This is a genomic window from Winogradskyella sediminis (assembly GCF_003387355.1).
GTDB classification, from domain to species: Bacteria; Bacteroidota; Bacteroidia; order Flavobacteriales; family Flavobacteriaceae; genus Winogradskyella; species Winogradskyella sediminis.
In genome coordinates this window covers 246,539-269,259 of the sequence record NZ_QUNH01000003.1, presented here as the reverse complement: position 1 = coordinate 269,259, position 22,721 = coordinate 246,539, and the positions used below count along the sequence as shown (strand labels likewise).

The 22,721-nt window shown below is 32.8% G+C and carries 22 protein-coding genes; 8 read left to right on the top strand and 14 right to left on the bottom strand.

The window, feature by feature from the left end; translation table 11 throughout:
- Positions 1–80 precede the first annotated feature (80 nt).
- The 14 genes from hisC to C8N41_RS13840 form a co-directional block, all read right to left on the bottom strand.
- Positions 81–1,130, bottom strand: a complete 1,050-nt coding sequence (hisC, locus tag C8N41_RS13905) for a histidinol-phosphate transaminase (RefSeq protein ID WP_115839716.1) — start codon at positions 1,128–1,130, stop codon at positions 81–83.
- A gap of 56 nt (positions 1,131–1,186) precedes the next feature.
- Complete coding sequence (hisD, locus tag C8N41_RS13900; protein ID WP_115839715.1) at positions 1,187–2,476, bottom strand: histidinol dehydrogenase; 1,290 nt, start codon at positions 2,474–2,476, stop codon at positions 1,187–1,189.
- A gap of 43 nt (positions 2,477–2,519) precedes the next feature.
- Positions 2,520–3,377 (bottom strand): ATP phosphoribosyltransferase, encoded by an 858-nt coding sequence (hisG, locus tag C8N41_RS13895; protein WP_115839714.1) that lies wholly within the window; start codon positions 3,375–3,377, stop codon positions 2,520–2,522.
- A 268-nt stretch (positions 3,378–3,645) separates the two neighbouring features.
- On the bottom strand, positions 3,646–4,461 hold the full coding sequence (locus C8N41_RS13890; RefSeq protein WP_092443074.1) for a prohibitin family protein: 816 nt from the start codon (positions 4,459–4,461) through the stop codon (positions 3,646–3,648).
- Between the two features lie 10 nt (positions 4,462–4,471).
- Complete coding sequence (locus C8N41_RS13885; RefSeq protein ID WP_115839713.1) at positions 4,472–6,505, bottom strand: VWA domain-containing protein; 2,034 nt, start codon at positions 6,503–6,505, stop codon at positions 4,472–4,474.
- Positions 6,506–6,558: 53 nt separating this feature from the next.
- The gene (gene fabG / locus C8N41_RS13880) at positions 6,559–7,305 is read right to left on the bottom strand and encodes a 3-oxoacyl-[acyl-carrier-protein] reductase (RefSeq protein WP_092443078.1); all 747 of its coding nucleotides are present in this window, start codon (positions 7,303–7,305) and stop codon (positions 6,559–6,561) included.
- Positions 7,306–7,466: 161 nt separating this feature from the next.
- Positions 7,467–8,339, bottom strand: coding sequence for a succinate--CoA ligase subunit alpha (gene sucD / locus C8N41_RS13875; RefSeq protein ID WP_115839712.1), 873 nt, complete (start codon positions 8,337–8,339; stop codon positions 7,467–7,469).
- A gap of 76 nt (positions 8,340–8,415) precedes the next feature.
- A complete protein-coding gene (locus tag C8N41_RS13870; RefSeq protein ID WP_115839711.1) occupies positions 8,416–8,826 on the bottom strand; it encodes a nuclear transport factor 2 family protein in 411 nt (136 codons plus the stop codon).
- The gene (locus C8N41_RS13865) at positions 8,826–9,761 is read right to left on the bottom strand and encodes a UDP-3-O-(3-hydroxymyristoyl)glucosamine N-acyltransferase (protein ID WP_115839710.1); all 936 of its coding nucleotides are present in this window, start codon (positions 9,759–9,761) and stop codon (positions 8,826–8,828) included. Before C8N41_RS13865 ends, C8N41_RS13870 begins: the two co-directional genes overlap by 1 nt.
- A 66-nt stretch (positions 9,762–9,827) precedes the next feature.
- A complete protein-coding gene (efp, locus tag C8N41_RS13860; protein WP_092443086.1) occupies positions 9,828–10,394 on the bottom strand; it encodes an elongation factor P in 567 nt (188 codons plus the stop codon).
- Between the two features lie 112 nt (positions 10,395–10,506).
- Positions 10,507–11,292, bottom strand: coding sequence for an acyl-ACP--UDP-N-acetylglucosamine O-acyltransferase (gene lpxA, locus C8N41_RS13855; RefSeq protein WP_092443087.1), 786 nt, complete (start codon positions 11,290–11,292; stop codon positions 10,507–10,509).
- Positions 11,293–11,382: 90 nt separating this feature from the next.
- Positions 11,383–12,792, bottom strand: coding sequence for a bifunctional UDP-3-O-[3-hydroxymyristoyl] N-acetylglucosamine deacetylase/3-hydroxyacyl-ACP dehydratase (locus tag C8N41_RS13850; RefSeq protein ID WP_092443089.1), 1,410 nt, complete (start codon positions 12,790–12,792; stop codon positions 11,383–11,385).
- The gene (gene lpxD / locus C8N41_RS13845) at positions 12,779–13,807 is read right to left on the bottom strand and encodes a UDP-3-O-(3-hydroxymyristoyl)glucosamine N-acyltransferase (RefSeq protein ID WP_115839709.1); all 1,029 of its coding nucleotides are present in this window, start codon (positions 13,805–13,807) and stop codon (positions 12,779–12,781) included. Before lpxD ends, C8N41_RS13850 begins: the two co-directional genes overlap by 14 nt.
- Before the next feature lie 50 nt (positions 13,808–13,857).
- Positions 13,858–15,087: an HD domain-containing protein gene (locus C8N41_RS13840; RefSeq protein WP_115839826.1), complete on the bottom strand. Its 1,230-nt coding sequence runs from the start codon at positions 15,085–15,087 to the stop codon at positions 13,858–13,860.
- Between the two features lie 41 nt (positions 15,088–15,128).
- On the opposite strand from C8N41_RS13840, the gene porX reads away from it, so the two are divergent.
- From porX to C8N41_RS13805, 8 genes are all read left to right on the top strand, one after another.
- Positions 15,129–16,676, top strand: a complete 1,548-nt coding sequence (gene porX, locus C8N41_RS13835; RefSeq protein WP_092443093.1) for a T9SS response regulator signal transducer PorX — start codon at positions 15,129–15,131, stop codon at positions 16,674–16,676.
- Between the two features lie 228 nt (positions 16,677–16,904).
- A complete protein-coding gene (gene tsaE / locus C8N41_RS13830; RefSeq protein WP_244266689.1) occupies positions 16,905–17,363 on the top strand; it encodes a tRNA (adenosine(37)-N6)-threonylcarbamoyltransferase complex ATPase subunit type 1 TsaE in 459 nt (152 codons plus the stop codon).
- 166 nt (positions 17,364–17,529) lie between these two features.
- Entirely contained in the window at positions 17,530–17,676 is a 147-nt protein-coding gene (locus tag C8N41_RS16995) for a hypothetical protein (protein ID WP_170137131.1), read from the top strand.
- Complete coding sequence (locus C8N41_RS13825) at positions 17,639–18,172, top strand: hypothetical protein (RefSeq protein WP_244266690.1); 534 nt, start codon at positions 17,639–17,641, stop codon at positions 18,170–18,172. The genes C8N41_RS16995 and C8N41_RS13825 overlap by 38 nt, the downstream gene beginning before the upstream one ends.
- A gap of 110 nt (positions 18,173–18,282) precedes the next feature.
- The gene (locus C8N41_RS13820; RefSeq protein ID WP_092443095.1) at positions 18,283–19,482 is read left to right on the top strand and encodes an alanine dehydrogenase; all 1,200 of its coding nucleotides are present in this window, start codon (positions 18,283–18,285) and stop codon (positions 19,480–19,482) included.
- Positions 19,483–19,524: 42 nt separating this feature from the next.
- Complete coding sequence (locus C8N41_RS13815; protein ID WP_092443097.1) at positions 19,525–19,905, top strand: hypothetical protein; 381 nt, start codon at positions 19,525–19,527, stop codon at positions 19,903–19,905.
- Positions 19,906–19,988: 83 nt separating this feature from the next.
- Positions 19,989–21,008, top strand: coding sequence for an NAD-dependent epimerase (locus C8N41_RS13810; protein WP_092443099.1), 1,020 nt, complete (start codon positions 19,989–19,991; stop codon positions 21,006–21,008).
- A 150-nt stretch (positions 21,009–21,158) separates the two neighbouring features.
- A complete protein-coding gene (locus tag C8N41_RS13805) occupies positions 21,159–22,538 on the top strand; it encodes a nucleotide sugar dehydrogenase (RefSeq protein WP_115839708.1) in 1,380 nt (459 codons plus the stop codon).
- Positions 22,539–22,721 lie beyond the last annotated feature (183 nt).

Below are 22,721 nucleotides of genomic sequence, written 5' to 3'. Positions count from 1 at the left end.
GTATTCCTATCTAATTAGGAATCTAATTTTTGATTAATAATATAATGATGTATTCCACATCTACTGCAGAATGACAAATGTTACGATAATTGCATCAATGTTTGAATTAACTTCTCATTTTCCGCTTTAGTACCTACAGAAAATCGTAAGCAATTTTCACATAATGGTTGTTTTGTTCTGTTTCTTACTACAATTCCTTTTTCTACCAATTGTTGGTAGCGTTTATTGGCATCATCTACTTTTGCTAAAATAAAATTAGCATCAGAAGCATACACCTTTTCTATATAATCAATGGACTTTAATGCTTTTCTAAGAGTTTTTCGTTGTTTTACTATTTTACGGATTTCTTTAGCTACAGTATCTTCAGCATTTAAACGCTCTAACGCTCTTTCTTGCGTCAATTGATTTATATTGTATGGTGGTTTTATCGTATTTAAAACTGAAATAATCTCAACTGAGGCATAACATATACCCAAACGAATACCAGCCAAACCATAAGCTTTAGATAAGGTTTGCGTAATGATGATGTTTGGAAAATCATTTAAACGACTTAACCAGCTTTCCTTTTTTGAAAAATCGATATAAGCCTCATCAATGACCACGATACCTTGAAACTCTTCAATTAAATACGCTATAGCATCAGCGTTAAAACTATTAGCTGTTGGATTATTAGGCGAGCATAAAAAAAGTACTTTGGTGTGTGAGTGTGCAGCACTAAGTATCTCATCAACATCTGGTTGAAAGTCTGACGTTAATGGTATTTCTATGGTATTTATGGCATTGATATTTGCTAAGACATTATACATACCGTATGTTGGAGGTAAGGTGATAATGTTTTCACGATTAGGTTCGCAAAACGCTCTAAATATAAGATCTAAAACTTCATCGCTTCCATTACCGAGCAAAATTTGCTGCGTGGAAACTCCTTTTAATTCCGATAAACGTTCTTTAAGAGCAGTCTGCTGAGGATCTGGATAGCGATTAACGTCCGTACTAAATGGGTTTTCATTCGCATCCAAAAAAATCATGCCATCAGTGGTGTCTTTATACTCATCTCTTGCCGACGAATAAGGTTTTATGGACTTAATATTATCTCTTAAGAGATTGTTTATATTGAAATTGCTATTCATACTAATTGCTGTTTAAAAGCATGTTTTTCAGTGATCTATTACTAAAAATAAGATCTTTACTCCTTTTTCAAATCATTTAACCTTAAGCTTACTGCATTTTTATGGGCTTGTAGGCCTTCTGCTTCTGCCATTAACTCAATAGCGTTTCCTATATTTTGTATACCTTGTTTAGATATTTTTTGAAACGTCATACTTTTTTGAAAACTATCTAAATTAACTCCAGAATACGCTTTTGAAAACCCGTTAGTTGGTAACGTATGGTTTGTGCCTGAAGCATAATCACCAGCACTTTCAGGAGTATAATTACCAATAAACACTGAACCCGCATTTTCAACATGATTTACAAAAAAATTATTATTTTCAGTGGCAACTATAAAATGTTCAGGTCCATATGCATTAATCAATTCTAATGCAGATTCATTAGAGGCCACAATAATGGTCTTTGAATTAGCAATTGCTTTTTCAGCTATGCCTTTTCTTGGCAAAACCTCTAATTGTTTTTTAATTTCACTTGAAACGCTTTCAGCAAAATCCTGAGACGTTGTTACCAAGATCACCTGACTATCGCTACCGTGTTCCGCTTGACTCAATAAATCTGAAGCCACATAAGCTGCATTTGCAGATTCGTCAGCCATCACTAAAAGTTCACTTGGACCCGCTGGCATATCTATAGCTACGCCATATTTTGTAGCGAGTTGCTTCGCCACAGTCACAAACTGGTTACCAGGACCAAAAATTTTAAAAACTTTAGGAATTGATGCTGTACCAAAGGTTAATCCCGCAATAGCCTGGATTCCTCCTACTTTGACAACTTTAGTCACTCCACATAGCTGTGCAGCGTACAAAATTTCATTAGCAATTTCACCTTTCTCATTAGGAGGAGAACATAATACAATATCCTTACAACCTGCTATTTGTGCCGGAACCGCTAACATTAACACCGTTGAAAATAAAGGAGCCGTTCCACCAGGAATATATAGTCCTACTTTTTGAATAGGACGTTTTTCTTGCCAACACCAAACGCCAGGCATCGTTTCTATCTTAATTTTCCCAGTTTTCTGAGCACTATGAAATTTCTCTATATTAGCTTTTGCTAATACAATAGCCTTTTTTAGATTGGTATTTACCAAATTTGAAGCCTTTTCAATTCTTTCTTGTGAAACTACTTGAGAATCTAAAGCAATACCGTCAAATTTCTCAGTATATTTTTTAATAGCGCTATCACCATTTGCTTCAATATCTTTAAAAATTTGATTTACAGTAGCTTCAATTACCTCTAAAGACTGAGTGGGACGCTGAAGTAACGTTGGCCAAGTTGATTTTTCTGGATTATTATATAATTTCATCTGTTACCTTAAATTTAATGTTTTTATTGTGTACAATAGTTCTTTAAAGTACCATGTTCTCTATAGGACAAACTAAAATACCTTCGGCTCCATTGGCTTTTAATTCATCTATAATATTCCAAAAATCATTTTTATCTAAAACCGAATGAACAGAACTCCAGCCTTCCTTGGCTAAGGGTAAAATAGAAGGACTATTCATACCTGGAAGAATTTTCACAATATTAGCCAATTTGTCGTTTGGTGCGTTAAGCAATACATATTTGCTTTCTCGTCCTTTTAATACTGACTTTAATCTAAATTGAAGTTTATCAATTAACGCTTGATTTTCTTCTGAGATTTTAGGAGAAGTCGCTAGTACAGCTTCAGATTTTAAAAGAACCTGCACTTCTTTTAGGCCATTTTTAAACAGTGTGCTTCCACTAGATACAATATCGCAAATAGCATCTGCCAATCCTATATTCGGAGCTATTTCTACAGAACCATTAATAATATGCAAGTTCGCATTTACCCCTTCTTTTTTTAAAAATTGATTTACTGTATTTGGGTACGATGTAGCAATACGCTTCCCTTCGAGATCTTTTAAACTTTTTGATGATGATGATTTAGGAACGGCAATAGACACTTTACATTTAGAGAATCCTAAGCGCTCTACAATTTTTAGATCGTTACCTTTCTCAATTAAAACATTTTCACCAATAATAGCAGCATCAACCACACCATCTCTTAAATACTGAGGGATATCGCCATTTCTAAGATAAAATACTTCTAAAGGAAAATTTTGAGCAGACGCCTTAAGTTGGTCCTTACCATTATCTACAGAAATACCAATCTCTTTTAAAATTTTCATGGAGTCTTCGTTTAGTCGACCCGATTTTTGAACTGCAATTTTTAATTTAGTCATAATTACGATTTGTAATGTCTAAGAATTCCTTTGGATTAAAAAACAAAAAACCCGCTTGAAATTCTCAAACGGGTTTTTAAAATATATTTTGATTTTATTCAATACACTTTCACCTCGCTTGAGCGATGATATGAAAATGATGATGTAATTGAATAAGTGTCATAGTTTCTAATTCTTGGCACAAAGATTTCTAAATAAAATTACTAATCCTAATTATTAGTTGATAAAATTATATTTTTTAATAAAACTTTAATATTTGCCCTAAAATTTATTGATTTCCTAAAATAATAGGCATTCCTGAATCACCAGACCCGATTACCACAACTTTACTATTAGGTGATTCTGATAACTTTACAGTCGCTTCAATACCTTTGTCTTGTAGAATTTTATCGGTTAATGAAGCACTTAGAATTCGGTTAGCATCAGCTTTACCTTGTGCTTCAATAATTACTTTTTCAGCTTCTTTTTGAGCAGTAACTAATCTAAATTCATACTCCAACGACTCTTGCTCTTGCTTTAACTTACGTTCAATAGCTTGTTTAATTGTTGGTGGTAGAGTTACATCTCTAATAAGAATATCATTCAACTGAATAAACTGTGGTTCTACAATTTTTCTAGTTTCTTCAAAGATTTCTTCTTGTATAGCATCTCTTTTACTAGAGTATAATTGCTCTGGTGTATAACGCCCAACAACACTTCTCGCAGCACTTCTAATAGCGGGTTGAAGCACTCGACTTACATAGTTCTCACCCTTTTCATTATGTAACCTTCCTAGATTCTTGTAATCTGGTTGATACAATATTGAAGCATCTAATTTAATATCTAATCCGTTTGAGGACAATACAGACATTTTTTCTGGCATTTCTTGCTGACGTGTTTCATAATCAATCACACGATTCCAAGGTGCTATAATATGAAATCCTGGCCCTAAAGGATCTTTGTCTGCTACAACACCTCCGTTTAAGGTTTCATACAACACACCTGCATGACCTGAGTCTAAGGTTACTGCAGATTTAGCTAGTACAATAATTAAAAGTATAACTCCTATTAAAATCGGTAATCCAACCTTGGGTAATTTCTCCATTCTATTATATTTAAATTAATCCGTTATATTTTCTAATAAACCACTCGACAAAAAGGCTTAAAGCAATTAAACCAAGTAGATATTTCCAATCAATCAAAGATACGATATTTTTAGTGCTTTTTTGAATGGTACTATACCTATTATCACTAATTAAAGTACCGATCAATTTATCGGTTTCTGATGTAAAATAAGCGGCTCCATTGCTCTCAGTAGCCATAGCTTTTAACTTCTCGATATCTGCATTTAAAAATTGCTGCTCAACATTATACTCTAAAACTTGAAAACTACCAGATACAGAGATTGATTCTGAATTATGTTTTATAGTAAACTCATATAAACCCGCATTAATTCCACTTAAGTCTACAGTATAATTACCATTATTGAGTAAAAGAGGTACTTCTCTTACGCTATTATCATCTTTATTTTTTAATACAATACTTAACGATGCCGAATTATCGAACTCAAAATTTTTATTAAAATATTGTGCCGAAATTATAACATCGTCATTACCATTATAAAAACTCTTATAATCAACGTTAATACGTCTTCGCTTTTTATTAGAACTTAAATACTGAACTAACTTATTTATAAATTCATCAAAAGCATTAAAACTATTGGTATTTAAATAAGATTGAGATCGCCAGCGCCAGATATCTTCACCATTTAAAATAGCGTGTTTAGTCCCTTCAGTCTCAAATGTAGCTAACAATATATCTTCGGTAGTTATCCCATTAACTCGTTTGTACAATAAGGTTTCGTAAGGAACTGTAATTTGAAGTGATCCAAACTCAGATTGTAACGGAGGAAAACTATTAAAGTCTAAATTTTCAACTATAAATGTGCCATAGTTTTTGTTTAAACTAGGTTGAAAACTTTCCGTTTGGCTGGTAACTACTTGCTTAAAATATCCTTGAGTTTTTTGCAATAGATTCCATTCCGTTGTTGTACCAGAGATGATAAATGTATTGACTTTCTGCTCTTTAATCGCATTAAGCAAGTGTTTAAAGTTATAGTTAGGCTGATACAATATAACTAACTGAAAATCAATTATTTTGTCAGTTAATTCTTGTGGTTTTAATATGGATACGCTACGTTGCTCATTACTTTCAATAGCCTTTTTTAAAGCACCTAAATCTGGGTGTAAACGATCGTAAACTAATGCAATATTTGTTTTTTGATCAATAACTTCGACTCCAAAATTCTTAATATTATTTACTTTATTTTTTTCAGTTGTTAATGGAACGAGTTCAACACGGTATTTTATTACGCCCACACTGTTCGCCGTTAAAGCTGTTGAAATAATTTCAGACGATTTTAAGGCATTAAATTCAAGTGTCTTTTTAAATACGACGGTGTTACCAGACCATATTTTTAATTCTGTTTCTATCTCTTCATTTCCACTATAATTTGCAATAATTTCAACGGGAAACTTATTTTTTAAATACACATAACGGTTAACATTCAGTTGTTTAATACTTAAATCTGAATGTATAGTGGAATCTCCCAAAATTACAGGATAAATGGGCTGCTTTATCCCTTTAGCAATATAACTGTAATCTGCACCATACGTTTGGTTACCATCACTTAAGAGTACTATAGGAGCCGTTAAATTTGCATAAATTTCTTCAAACTGTTTTAATACCGACGCAATGTTAGTTTGACGTTCGCTGAAATTTAAACTATCTAACGAGGATACCGATTTTCCAAATTTGTACGTCTGAATATTAAAACGCTCTTTTAACTCTGAATCGTTCATTAAAGTGTTAACCACTTCTTTAGATTTTTCATCTTGTTTTAAATACGAAACAGATTCCGAATTATCTATGGCAACAACAAGCTTGGGTTTCTCGTTGAAGTAAGTAAAGGATTCAAACTTTGGATTAATGAGTAAAAGAAAAATTCCAAAAATTGAAATTGTCCTTAATGCTGCAAGCACATATTTGAGATTGGACTTTAATTTCGATTTATACGAATACTGAAACAGCGCTAATAAAAGCGCTGTAATCGCAGCAATTGTAATGTATAGAAGTGTTAATTTACTCATTAAAAATTATACAAAAAAAATAGATAGATACCTGTCTCAACAGGCTTTTGCATTTAGGTTAACATACCACCATCTACGTTTAAGGTCTGACCTGTAACATAGGCACTTAAATCACTTGCTAAAAACACACAAGCGTTAGCAATATCTTCTGGTGTACCTCCTCTTTTTAGAGGAATTCCGGCTCTCCAACCTTTTACGGTGTCTTCATCTAATTTGGCTGTCATTTCGGTTTCAATAAAACCTGGAGCGATGACGTTACTTCTAATATTACGCGACCCTAACTCTAGAGCTACTGATTTTGAAAAACCAATAATACCGGCTTTAGATGCCGCATAATTTGTTTGTCCGGCATTTCCTTTAACCCCAACTACTGAACTCATGTTTATAATAGAGCCTTTTCGTTGTTTCAACATAGTACGTTGCACAGCTTTAGTCATGTTAAATACAGATTTTAAGTTAACTTCAATAACTTTATCAAAATCTTCTTCACCCATTCGCATTAATAGGTTATCCTTTGTAATACCTGCGTTATTTACTAAAATATCTATCGTTCCGAATTCAGCTAAAACATCTTCTGCGAGTTTTTGAGACTCTTCAAAACTTGCTGCATTACTCTGATAGCCTTTAGCCTTAACACCTTTAGAATTTAGTTCTTTTTCTAATTCATTAGCCGCTTCTACGGATGAGCTATACGTAAATGCAACGTTAGCACCATGGTCTGCAAAAACTTCTGCAATACCTTTACCAATACCTCTACTTGCGCCAGTAATTATGGCTGTTTTACCTTCTAAAAGTTTCATTATTAATTTATGATTAGTTTGTTTTTCAATATGTTATAAAGAAAGGCATCAAGACAATTAGACGCTGAGACCTTAATTCAAAGATAATAATTACAATTTGCACGAAATAAAAAAACCTCACAAGATTTTGTAAGGTTTTTAACAGTTTTATGAGGAAAATATTAGCCTAAAACTTCTGCTACTTTCTTTCCTATTTCAGCAGGAGAATCCACTACATGAATTCCACAAGCACTCATTATTTTCTTTTTAGCTTGGGCAGTATCATCGCTACCACCTACAATTGCACCAGCATGTCCCATTGTACGACCTGCAGGCGCAGTTTCACCTGCAATAAAACCAATTACTGGTTTTTTACTTCCACTTTCTTTATACCAGTGTGCCGCATCAGCTTCTAGTTGTCCACCTATCTCACCAATCATCACCACAGCTTCAGTTTCTGGGTCATTAATTAATAATTCTACAGCTTCTTTTGTAGTTGTTCCGATAATAGGATCTCCACCAATACCAATTGCAGTTGTAATTCCTAAACCTTGTTTTACAACTTGATCAGCAGCTTCATAAGTTAACGTTCCAGATTTAGAAACGATACCAACATTACCTTTTTTGAATACAAAACCTGGCATAATACCAACTTTAGCTTCACCAGGAGTAATAACACCAGGACAGTTAGGACCAACTAAACGACAATCTTTACCACTAATGTAGTCAGACGCCTTAATCATATCGGCAACAGGAATACCTTCTGTAATTGTAATAATTACTTTAATTCCTGCATCTGCAGCTTCCATAATTGCATCTGCAGCAAAAGCTGGCGGTACAAAAATAATTGTGGTATCAGCATCAACTTTTTCAACAGCTTCAGAAACTGTATTAAAAACAGGCTTGTCTAAATGTGTTTGACCACCTTTTCCTGGAGTGACACCTCCAACGACATTTGTACCATATTCAATCATTTGTTCAGCGTGAAATGTACCTTCACTACCTGTAAAACCTTGAACTATTATCTTAGAATTCTTATTAACTAAAACGCTCATTTGATATTGTTGATTTTAAGTTTTATGTATTTTGTTATGCAAAAATAAGAGATTTTAAACGCAAATGCGACCTCTTTTATATATTTATTTCTTTGTAAGATTCCATACCTTTTTCGTCACTTTCATCGGCATGTTGACTGATTTCATATCCACGATATAATTTATTATCTTTTACCTCCCAAATGGTTGAAAAATGCGCTATCATAGTTTCTATATTAGGATTCTCAATGGTTGTACCATAAAGCGTATGCCTTGTAGTTACAAAGCTTTCAGCTTCTATAAAATGAGTAAACCCAAAACGCAAGTGATTATAAGATTGTCTTGTGCCCTCAAAAAACGCTATGATATCGTTATATTCGAGCAATCTAATGCCTTGGTTATTGGTCCAATGTAATTTGCAATCTTTATGAAAAAACCGCTCTACAACTGATGCGTCATTTGCTAAATCGGACTCATAAAATGCTTTTACAACCGCTTTTGATGTCATTACAAATTTTTTAATTTTTGAACCATCTCAGGAATCATTTTTATATAGGCTTTCTCTTTAAAAAATGCTCTTGCATCTATTGCTGGTGAACCAAAATAGGTCTTTCCAACCTCTGTAGTATGCCCTAATCCAGATTGTGCATACAATACAGTGCCTTCTGCAATGGTAATTCCACTTTTAACACCTACTTGCCCCCAAATAGTCACATTATCCTCTACCACAACACAACCAGCAATTCCTGTTTGAGATGCAATTAAACACTTTTTGCCAATTATGGTATCGTGCCCTATTTGAATTTGATTATCTAACTTAGTACCTTCTCCAATAGTTGTATCGCCTGTAACTCCACGATCTATAGTACAAAGCGCACCAATATCTACATGGTCTTTAATAATAACACGACCACCAGATTTTAACTGGTCGTAACCTTCTGGTCTATTTTTATAATAAAAGGCGCTGGCTCCTAAAACTGTTCCGGAATGAATAGTGACATTATTGCCAATAATAGCATCATCATTAATACTAACATTGGCATGAATCACACAATTTTCGCCAATAGTAACATTATTACCGATAAAACAATTGGGTTGTATTACAGTACCTTCTCCTATAATGGCGTTATCAGCAATAGCAATATTCGATGGTTTAAAAGGTTTAAAATGTGCTGTGATTTTATTAAAGTCTCGAAAAGGATCATCAGAAATTAATAGTGCTTTGCCATCAGGACAAGGCACATCTTTATTAATTAAAACAATAGTTGCTGCAGATTTTAAAGCCTTATCATAGTACTTTGGGTGATCTACAAAAACAATATCACCTGGCTTTACAACATGAATTTCGTTAATACCTAAAATTTCAAAGTCTTCTGAACCTCTAAATTCACAATCTATTAATTGTGCTATTTGCTTTAGTGTATATGGCTTAGGGAATTTCATTTCTCAGTTTACAGTTTTCAGTCTCAGTTTTCAGTCTACTTGCTGTGACCGAAACTGCAAATTAATTTATTCTTTAATACGTTCTTTGTAAGTCCCTTTTTCGGTTTCTACCTTAATCTTATCACCTTCATTAATAAATAAAGGAACATTAACCTCCGCACCAGACTCTACTGTTGCAGGTTTTGTGGCATTAGTAGCCGTATTTCCTTTTACGCCTGGTTCTGTAGCCGTAACTTCTAAAATTACTGACGCAGGTAATTCTACCGAAAGAGGCATATTATCTTCAGTGTTAATTTGAATTGTAACCACCTCTCCTTCTTTCATTAAATCTGTTCTGTCAATTGCAGATTCTAATAATCGAATTTGAGTATAATCAGATTCATTCATAAAGTGATAAAATTCACCATCATTATATAAGTACTGAAATTTATGAGTCTCAACACGAACATCATCAATTTTATGACCTGCTGAAAAAGTGTTATCTAAAACTTTTCCTGTAGTTACACTTTTCATTTTAGTTCTTACAAAAGCTGGTCCTTTTCCAGGTTTCACATGAAGAAATTCTACAATTTTATAGATATCATTGTTATATCTTATACATAATCCGTTTCTAATATCTGAAGTATTTGCCATTATATTGTTATTAGCGTTAGTTCTTAATCTTAATTTATTTATATGACTGACTTAGTATTACTTAATCTTAATATATTGTGAAAGATTATAAGTAATACTAAAATCTATTTTATTAGTTTGATTTGAAATAGCCTTTCATGATACCACGATGCGAATTCTTAATAAATTGCAAAATCTCGTCGCGTTCTGGTGTGGCTTCCATTTCAGCTTCTATTAAATCTGAAGCTTGGGTATTATTGTAATTTTTTTGATACAGAATTCTGTAAATATTCTGAATCTCTCTAATTTTTTCAGACTCGTAGCCTCTACGTCTCAATCCTACTGAATTAATTCCAACATAGGATAATGGTTCTCTTCCCGCTTTTACAAAAGGAGGCACATCTTTTCTTACTAAAGAACCACCTGTAACGAAAGCATGATTTCCGATAGAACAAAATTGATGAACTGCAGTCATACCAGCTAAAATTACATAATCACCAACGGTAATATGTCCGGCCAGTGTACTATTATTAGAAAAAATACAATTATTCCCAACAATACAATCGTGTGCTATGTGACAATATGCCATAATTAAACAATTGTTACCAATGACGGTTTTCATCTTATCGCTTGTACCACGATTAATGGTTACACATTCTCTAATGGTAACATTATCTCCGATTTCTACGGTAGTTTCTTCGTCGTTATATTTTAAATCTTGTGGAACTGCTGAAATTACAGCGCCAGGGAAAATACTACAATTTTTACCTATTCGAGCTCCTTCCATAATGGTTACATTACTTCCTATCCAAGTCCCTTCTCCAATTATTACATTATTATGTATCGTTGTAAAAGGTTCTATAACAACATTCTTAGCAATCTTTGCTCCAGGATGTACGTATGCTAACGGTTGGTTCATTTTTCTGTTTTTTATTGTGATAAAGCGGTAAAAATGTATTCGCTTTTAATCGTTGTAGACTTCAATTTTTCGTTTTGAAGACATTTTTTATTATGATTTAACTTTTGATATTTGTGCCATTAACTCTGCCTCTGCACATAATTTGCCGTTAGAATAAGCATAACCTTGCATATGACAGATTCCTCTTCTAATTGGTGAAATTAATGAACATTTAAAAATTAATGTATCTCCTGGTACTACTTTTTGCTTAAATTTCACCTTATCCATTTTCATGAAAAAAGTTAAGTAATTTTCAGGATCTGGTACAGTACTTAATACCAAGATACCACCTGTTTGCGCCATAGCTTCAACTATTAATACACCTGGCATCACTGGTGCACCTGGAAAATGACCTTTAAAAAACTCTTCGTTCATGGTCACATTTTTCATACCAATAACATGGTTATCAGACAATTCATACACCTTATCTATTAATAAAAATGGTTGTCTGTGTGGCAACATGTCCATAATTTGATTCACGTCCATTAATGGCTCTGCATTCAAATCAACTTGTGGAACATTATTACGTCTTTCATTCTTTATTAGCTTAGAGATTTTTTTAGCAAACTGCGTATTAACGTAATGACCTGGTTTATTAGCTATGACTTTACCTCTTATCCTTGTACCAATTAAAGCTAAATCACCTAAGACATCTAATAGCTTATGACGTGCAGCTTCATTAGGATGGTGCAACGTTAAGTTGTCTAAAATACCATTTGGTTTTACTGCGATATTATCTTTATTAAAAGCAACTCTCAATTTCTCCATTGTTTCATCAGATAATTCTTTATCTACGTAAACGATGGCATTATTTAAATCACCTCCCTTAATTAATCCGTGCTCTAAAAGCATTTCAATTTCATGCAAAAAGCTAAATGTTCTGGCATCCGCAATTTCAGTTTTAAAGTCTGAAACCTTGTTTAGCGTAGCATTTTGGGTTCCCAAAACTTTAGTACCAAAATCTACCATAGTCGTAATTTGATAGGTGCTTGATGGCATTAAAATGATTTCGCTGCCAGAGCCTTCATCAGTATAGGATACCACTTGAGTGACCTCATATTCTTCACGAAACGCATTTTGCTCAACAATACCACATTTCTCTAAAGCCTCTACAAAGAATTTAGAAGAGCCGTCCATAATTGGCGGTTCTGAAGAATTTAATTCTATTATTGCGTTATCGATATCTAGACCTACTAAGGCTGCTAAGACATGTTCGCAAGTTTGAATCGTTACTCCGTTTTTCTCCATACAAGTTCCTCGCTGTGTACTTGTAACGTAATTAGCATCAGCTTCGATTTTTGGTGATCCTTCCAAATCTGTTCGTTGAAAAACGAATCCAGAGTTTTCCGCACCAGGCTTAAATACTAATTTAACTTCTGCACCAGTATGAAGCCCTACACCCGAAAGTGTTACTTCTTTTTCAATGGTTTTCTGTTTCGTTTCCGTTTTAATTATGGCCATCTACTTTTTTTTCTAATTCATTAATAGTTTTTACCAGTTTCGGCAAATTTTTAAAATAAACATAAGATTTATTCCAATCCGTGTATCCAAAAGAAGGAGAGCCTTGTAAGACTTCGTTATCCTTTACATTTCTCCCGATACCAGATTGCGCTTGTACTTTAACGTTGTTTCCAATTGTTAAATGCCCTGCAATACCAACCTGTCCGCCAATTTGGCAATGTTCTCCAATTTTTGTTGAACCCGCTACTCCTGATTGAGCGGCTATAACCGTATTTTTTCCGATTTCAACATTATGGGCAATTTGTATTTGATTATCGAGCTTAACTCCAGTTCTAATTATAGTAGAACCTATCGTTGCTCTATCTATAGTGGTACCTGCTCCGATATCAACAAAATCTTCCAAAATAACATTTCCTGTTTGTGGTATTTTAACATATCCTCCATCCTTAGTGGGAGCAAAACCAAAACCGTCTGCTCCAATAATAGCTCCAGAATTGATAACACAATTGGTTCCTAATACACAATCTGAATAGACTTTAGCACCAGGTAATATTACAGAATTATCACCAATTTTAACATTATCGCCAATGTAAGCATTAGGAAATATTTTAACATTAGTCCCCAGTTCTACATTATGACCAATATAAGCAAAGGCACCGACATAAATCTCGTCTGGGACTTCAACAGTATCTGAAATAAAACTAGGTTGCTCTATTCCTGATTTATTTGATTTTATACGATCGTAATATTCTAATAGCTTAGAAAAACCTTCATATGCATCTTCTACTTTAATTAGCGTCGTAGATATTGGTTTTTCTGGTTCGAAATCTGAATTTACAATAGTTATAGATGCTTTTGTTGTATATATATAAGGTGTATATTTAAGATTAGACAAAAATGTTAGTGAGCCTTCTGTTCCTTCTTCTATTTTAGCAAGTTTAGAAACTTCTATATTTGGGTCACCAACAACTATTCCTTCTAAAATACCTGCGATTTGTTCTGCTGTAAATTTCAATGATTTGATTTTAAAGTCTTGTTGCTATGCACAAAAATAGAAAAAAAGGATTACATTTTCTTTTTAGGATAGCACATATAATATTTAGTGATAGGTTTACTCAGTGCTTTTAAATTTAATTGGTCAGATGCTTTAACCATATCTTTTATTTTTCCTGACTTAAATAAAATATTGATTTTCTGAAAGTTATTTTGATAAGCCTGGTTCGTTAATACACCTTGAAACACAAAATATGAAGCTTCATGTTCTGTAATATTATGTTTCTTTTTTAAGGCCTCTGAATGCATTATTAATTCCGAAGATTTAATTGGCTTATTTTTTAATTTCACTTTCAATAAGCTTCTATTCAATAGCATTTGGCAGAGATTGCTTAACACAAAATCCTCATGGTTTTGCCAATCTTTCATTGCAGCTACAATATCATAATCGTCTAATTTTGAAAATACCGTTAAGGTTGCAGAATTAAAGTTTTCTGCATTAATTTCAGAAGACAAGAAATAAAATAAAGCATCGCTACATCTTAATTTTACACCTTGATGCACTAATTCTTTAGCTCTTTTTAAGGATCCCATTAATAATTGCTCTGCAACTACACCGGTTTTATGCATATATACTTGCCAATACATAAAGCGCCTTGCTATTAAGAATTTTTCCACGCTTAAAATCCCTTTTTCTTCCACAACCAACTGATCGTCTACAACATTTAGCATGGTAATGAGACGCTCACTATTAATATTACCTTCTGCAACACCTGTATAAAAACTATCGCGTTTTAAATAGTCGGCTCTATCCATATCCAATTGACTAGAAATGAGCTCACACATAAAATGTCTTGGGTACTCGCCTTTAAAGATTGAAATGGCTAACGTTAAACTTCCGTTAAAGTCTGAATTGAGTTCTTCCATAAAACGTAGTGAAATTTCTTCATGAGATACGTTATTTACAATGCTATGCTCCATGGCATGTGAAAAAGGTCCATGACCAATATCGTGCAACAAAATAGCAATTAACAATCCGTTTTCTTCTTCTTCAGAAATCATAACTCCCTTAAAGCGAAGTACATTAATGGCTTTTTGCATTAAATGCATACAACCTAAAGCATGATGAAATCTTGTATGATGCGCACCAGGATACACCAAATAAGATAATCCCATTTGGCTTATACGACGTAATCTTTGAAAGTACTTATGCTGAATGATATCAAATATTAACGAATTCGGTATGGTAATAAATCCGTAAATTGGATCGTTAAATATTTTAAGCTTATTTTTTGTAGGCAAAATTTTAAATTTCAATAATTAAGAAACAAATATACCACAACATGATAAATATTCTTTGGGTTGACGACGAAATCGATTTATTAAAGCCACATATTATTTTTTTAGAACAAAAAGGCTATAGTGTTACTAAATGCCAAAGTGGTACCGAAGCTTTAGAAATCATTACTGATACTAATTTTGATATTGTCTTTTTAGATGAAAATATGCCAGGATTAACAGGACTAGAAACCCTCAATGAAATTAAAGAACGACGTGCTAATCTTCCGATAGTAATGATTACTAAAAGCGAAGAAGAGTACATTATGGAAGAAGCTATTGGTAATAAGATTGCAGATTATTTAATAAAACCAGTAAACCCTAATCAGATTTTATTAAGCTTAAAGAAAAATTTAGACCATTCAAGGTTAGTTTCTGAAAAAACAACCTCTAATTATCAGCAAGAGTTTAGAAAAATTGCGATGGATTTATCTATGGTTAATTCTTATGAAGAATGGGTGGAATTATATCAAAAACTGATATACTGGGAATTACAGCTAGAAAATATTGAAGATATTGGCATGACCGCTATTTTAGAATCTCAAAAAACGGAAGCTAATATGCAATTTGGCAAATTTATAGAGAAAAATTATGAAGATTGGTTTCAGCCTAATACTGATGCACCTGTAATGTCACATACGTTATTTAAAGATAAAGTGGTACCAGAATTAAGTGATAAACAACCAACCGTTTTAGTTGTGATCGATAACTTACGTTACGACCAGTGGAAAGCTTTTGAACCTATTGTAAATAATTATTATAAAAAAGCATCGGAATTGGCATTTTACAGTATTCTGCCCACAGCAACACAATATGCACGTAATGCTATTTTTTCTGGATTAATGCCAGCAGATATGGAAAGTCTATTTCCTCAGTACTGGAAAAACGATACCGACGACGGAGGTAAAAACATGCACGAAGGTGATTTTTTAAAAGAACAATTAAAACGTTTAGGCTTAGGACATATAAAACATGAATATCATAAAATTACAAACCTCAAATCCGGAAAAAAACTGGTAGAGAATTTTAAATCTCTAAAAAATAACGACCTTAACGTCATTGTTTACAATTTTGTAGATATGTTGTCGCACTCTAAAACAGAAATGGAAGTTGTTAAAGAATTAGCATCTAACGACAAAGCGTATCGCTCACTAACCGTAAGTTGGTTTAAGAACTCTCCTTTATTCGAAATGATTCAGTTGTCACAACAACTTGGTTTTAAGTTAATACTAACCACAGATCACGGCACTATTAACGTAAAAGCACCAACTAAAGTTATTGGTGATAGAGATACAAGCTTAAATCTGCGTTATAAAACAGGTAGAAGTCTCACCTACGAAGACAAGGATGTATTAGCCATTAAGAACCCTAAGTCTATACATCTACCTGCATTAACTATGAGTAGCTCTTTTATTTTTGCCAAGGGTGATTTGTTTTTAGCCTACCCAAATAATTTTAATCACTACGTTAGTTATTATAGAAATACATATCAACACGGAGGTGTTTCTTTAGAGGAAATGATTATACCTTTTGTTGTTATGGATCCTAAATAATTAGTCCTAAATTTGTTTTACTCTTAATTTAAAAATGATACCGTATACAATTCGGTATCATTTTTATATTTTAATCCTATTTTTAAGTTGCTCTATTTTGATTATAAATACAACATTATGAGGTTAAAAACCTTTAAAGTGCAAAAAAATCCGACGAAATACACTATTTTTTAGGTTATCTCAAAAAATATCCCTACTATTGTAACTGAAAATGACTTAAAATTTAAAGTGAAAATTATAGAATTCACATACCATTTAAATGATATAGATACAATTGCGAATCGTATCCTTATTCATCTTGATACAAAAACAGTATTATTTAATGGAGAAATGGGCGCAGGTAAAACCACATTAATCAATGCGCTGCTAAAGGCAATGAAAAGTAATGATGTTGCCACCAGCCCTACTTTTTCTATAGTGAATGAGTATAATATACCTAACGACAAAATATATCATTTCGACTTCTATAGAATAGAATCTATTGAAGAAGCCTACAATTTTGGAATCGAAGATTATTTTAATAGTAATCATTGGTTATTTATGGAATGGTCAGAGCGCATCGAAGAATTAATACCAACGGAAGCACAAACCGTTGCTATTACTAAGGTAGATAGCGATACGCGATCTATTAAATTAACCATTAACACTAATCATTTAACCCAAAAGTCAGCTATGAAAACAGTATAATTTTTTAATTAAAATTGAATAATTTTCCTACAAAATTCAACTAGGATTACGGAAAAACCGTAACGAACGCTTCATAATTCATTGGACTTTAACAGTTTTCGATTTGTAAACGCTTACTAATGCTTTTACATTTGAACTAAATTAATTAATTAAATCCCTTTAAATTATGAAAACAAAAAAAAATTTAGTCCTAGCTATTGCAATCTTCGGAGGAGTATTATTTACTGTACAAGCTACTAATCTTATTGACTTAGATGGACAGACAACAACACAAATTGAGAAGAAAAAAAGAAAACTCATTAAATGGGGATAATAGTAAATTAAGTAGAAGCGCCATTGTAGGAACAATTATTGCTACAATTATAGCCTCTACTCCTCTTTTGTATTCCTTACATGAAAGTGTTCCGACTGATGCAGTTTGGGACACTTTTTTGTTTACCTATAAAAGTGGAGTTTGGGAAGATGCACAATATGCAATGTGGGTTTATACGAGTAAAATTATTCCCCTTATACTATTGACTATTTGGTTTTTTACCTGCCGTCATTGGTGGTATCATGCCATATTAGTACCTATTGTTATGTTTGCATTTCAAGCAGTTATAAGTTGGAATGGAGAAGCTGGAAATATTGATGAAGGTACCTTTGTGGTGTTACTTCCTGTTTTGGTTCTAGTAGTTCCATCAATTTATTTAATTAGAGCTAAAATGTTCAACAAAATTAATTATGCTGACAAAACACTCGAAGAACTTGAAGCTGAGTTTATGATTAAACCTAAAGGTCTTTGGGGAAAAGTTAAACAGTATTTTTAGGTTTACATATACTACACTATAAATTAAATGTCACTTAAGTTCTTTTATTACTGTATTTTGTTTAGTGTTATTTGCTATATTGCAAAGACAATATAAAAGTAATTGACTTAATGAGTATATCACTATCACCATTTACCAAAGCCCAATTATTACCTCAAGAAGAAACCTTAGAAATTCTTAAGCAAAAGGGGGAGCTTTTTATTGGCATTCCTAAAGAAGCTCATTTTCAAGAGCGACGTGTATGCTTAACACCAGATGCCGTTTCTGCATTAACCGCTAATGGTCACCGTGTATTGTTTGAGTCTGGCGCTGGTGAAGGTGCTAATTTTAAAGATAAAACTTATAGTGAAGCTGGTGCTGAAGTTACCAAAGACACCTCTAAAGTCTACTCCTGCCCTATAATTCTTAAAGTAGAACCACCCTCTTTAGAAGAGATTAAACTTATCAATCCACAGACCTTATTAATTTCTGCACTACAAATAAAAACTCAAAATAAGTCTTATTTTGAAGCTTTAGCTAAAAAACGAATTACAGCTTTAGCCTTCGAATATATTAAAGACGATGATGGTCAATATCCTGCAGTAAGTTCTCTAAGCGAAATTGCAGGCACAGCTTCAATTTTAATTGCATCAGAATTACTTTCTAACGTGAATGGCGGAAATGGTTTAATGCTAGGTAACATTAATGGTGTGCCACCAACAGAAGTTGTTATACTCGGTGCTGGTACTGTTGGCGAATTTGCAGCACGCTCTGCCACAGGTCTAGGTGCTAATGTAAAAGTATTTGATAGCTCCATTACCAAACTACGACGCCTTCAAAACAATTTAGGACGCACCATTTATACTTCAACAATGCAACCTAAAAACCTTCTTAAAGCATTAAAGCGTTGCGACGTTGCTATTGGTGCAGTTAGAGGAGCAAACAGAGCACCTGTTATCGTCACAGAAAGTATGGTAGCTAATATGAAATCGGGTTCAGTAGTAATTGATGTGAGTATTGATATGGGAGGCTGTTTTGAAACAAGCGAAGTCACTACGCACGATCGTCCTACCTTTGAACATAACGGAGTCATTCACTATTGTGTCCCTAATATTCCAGCGCGTTATTCAAGGACCGCTTCTGTATCTATAAGTAACATCTTTACACCCTATTTATTAGAAATAGGTGAATATGGTGGTATTGAAAATGCGCTTCGTTTTGATCGTGGTTTAAAAAATGGGTTGTATTTTTACCACGGTATTTTAACTAATAAATCGGTCGCAGAATGGTTCGATTTAGAATATAGTGATGCCAACTTGTTAATTTTTTAATTTGCTATTAAGCTTTTATCATCAGACTGACACTTTAAATCTATGAAATTTATACATCGTTTTGCCTATTACCTTGGCGGTTTTGCTATTGGTTTAATACTTCTTATGTTTTTTTTAAACGGAAAGGACGCTTCTTGCGATTATGGTCCTAATGCCAGAACAGTAAAAAATATAACTTCAAAACCTTTTAAATATTCTGATAAAGCTTCAAGTTTTATTACAACACAAACATTAGATTCAACAATAGTGATAAATTTGGTGAAATATGGAAATGTAGATTTTTCAGAAAGTGATACAAAAGTTGATTCTTGCAAAATCTATCTTATAGAAAATAGCTATAAAGATCGTGATCTAGAATTGAGGGTCAAAAATTGTGATTCATTAGCGACAATCCTCGATATAAATTATACAAACAACCAATAAAATATATTTGTTTCAATTAAAATTGAATAATTACAATCTAAATTTTAATATTTGAAGCATTAATTCGCAAAACAAGCATAATTATGAAAATATTAGTCACAGGTGCGGCAGGATTTATTGGATTTTACACTTGTAAAGTTCTGTTATCTAAAGGTCATCAAGTCGTTGGACTAGATAATATAAATGACTATTATGATGTTAACTTAAAATACTCAAGACTAAATGAATTAGGCGTAGATAAAACTGAGGCTACTAATTTTAATTCTCTTTGTACAAGTGAATCGGAAAACTTTAGTTTCATAAGAATGAATCTTGAAGATAGAGAACAACTCCCTAAATTATTTAAAAGTGAAAATTTTGATGTTGTCTGTAATCTTGCTGCACAAGCAGGTGTAAGATATAGTTTAGAAAATCCAGAAACTTATGTGGACTCAAATCTTGTTGGTTTCTTAAATATACTTGAATGTTGCAGGAATTATAACATCAAACATCTCGTTTACGCAAGTAGCTCAAGTGTTTATGGCATGAATAAAAAGATTCCATTTTCTACAGAAGACACTGTAGACCACCCAATAAGCTTATATGCAGCTACAAAAAAAAGCAATGAACTTATGGCACACACTTATAGTCATTTGTTTAAAATTCCAACCACAGGCTTACGATTCTTTACAGTATATGGACCTTGGGGAAGACCAGATATGGCGATGTTCTTATTTACGGATGCAATTGTTAAAGATAGACCTATAAAAGTATTTAATCATGGAAAAATGGAGCGCGATTTCACTTATATTGACGATATCGTAGAAGGTGTAGTTAGAGTAATTGAAAAACCAGCAACAAATCGGATTGATACTAAAGCGTATTATAAGTTATACAATATTGGTAATAATGACTCAGTTAAATTACTAGATTTTATTAAAGAAATAGAGCTTAATCTCGGTAAAGTTGCTACTAAAAATATGATGGAAATGCAACCCGGTGATGTGGAACGTACATGGGCTGATGTCGATGACCTAATTAAAGATTATGATTATAGACCAAATACCTCTATTAAGTCTGGTGTAAAATCTTTTATAGACTGGTATAAAGACTATTACAATTAATAGTTTAAATTTGAAAAATTATTATCTCAATAAAAACACAAATATCTTTTTGAAAGAAAAGATATTAATACAACTTGATAGAAGTAAAATAAAAAGTCAAATTTGTACATATAATAAAATTTAGGCTCAAATCAAATTAAACATAAAAGCATGAAAATCACAAAGATTTGCTGTATTGGTGCTGGATACGTTGGTGGACCAACAATGGCAGTAATAGCAAAAAAGAATCCAAACATTAAAGTAACTATTGTCGATATTAATGAAGAGCGGATTGCCGCTTGGAATAATGAAGACGTATCTAAATTGCCAATTTATGAACCAGGATTAGCAGAAATTGTAAAAGAAACTAGAGGAAAAAACCTATTCTTTTCTACTGCAATTGATGAAGCGATTAAAGAATCTGAAATGATTTTTATCTCGGTAAACACACCTACCAAAACTTATGGAAAAGGTAAAGGTATGGCTGCGGATTTAAAATATGTAGAATTATGTGCTAGAAATATTGCTGAAGTAGCATCTACAGATAAAATTGTAGTTGAAAAATCAACCTTACCTGTAAGAACGGCTCAAGCTATAAAAAGCATTTTACATAACACCGGTAATAATGTAAAGTTTGAAATCTTATCTAACCCAGAATTTTTAGCAGAAGGTACAGCCATTGAAGATTTATTAAGTCCAGACCGTGTTTTAATAGGAGGAGAATCTGAAGACGCCATAGAAAGCTTAGCTAGTATATATGGAACTTGGGTCCCTCAAGAAAATATTTTAAGAACAAATGTATGGTCTTCTGAGTTATCTAAATTAACAGCCAATGCGTTTTTAGCACAAAGAATTTCATCAATTAATGCTATTTCCGAATTATGTGAACACACTGAAGCTAATGTGAACGAAGTAGCAAAAGCAATAGGAATGGATTCAAGAATTGGTCCAAAATTCCTAAATGCTTCTATTGGTTTTGGTGGTTCTTGTTTTCAGAAAGATATTTTAAACCTTGTCTATATTGCTAGGAGTTACAACTTAAATGCTGTGGCAGACTATTGGGAACAAGTAATTATTTTAAACGATCATCAAAAACGTCGTTTCTCTGATAATTTAATTAGCACCTTATATAATACCGTTTCTGGTAAAAAGATTGCTATGCTTGGTTGGGCTTTTAAGAAAGATACCAATGACACTAGAGAATCAGCTGCAATATATGTGGCAGATCACTTACTAAACGAACAAGCACATATAGCTGTTTACGACCCAAAAGTAAATAATAAAAAGGTGCAAGCAGATTTAAATTATCTCAATACTAGAAGCGCAGAGGAGAATAATGAGTTAGTAACTTCATTTGAAGACCCATATGAAGTGTCTAAAGATGCTCATGCTATAGCTATTATGACTGAGTGGGATGAGTTTAAAACATACGATTGGCAAAAAATCTATGATAATATGAAAAAACCAGCTTTTATATTTGATGGAAGAAATATATTAGATAAAGATAACATGGAAAGTATTGGATTTGAATACTCTTCTATCGGATCTTAGTTCTTAAGTTCTTAAATACTATTATGCATCAAAATTTAAAATTTTGATGCATTTTTTTTTAATTGCTATAATACTATATAGAAGTTTTTATGTCGCTATATATTAAAAGTTTAACTCCTTATCCTGTTTTTTTAAATTTTCAACTGTTTTATTACAATACTCGTGGTTTTCACATAAAAATGT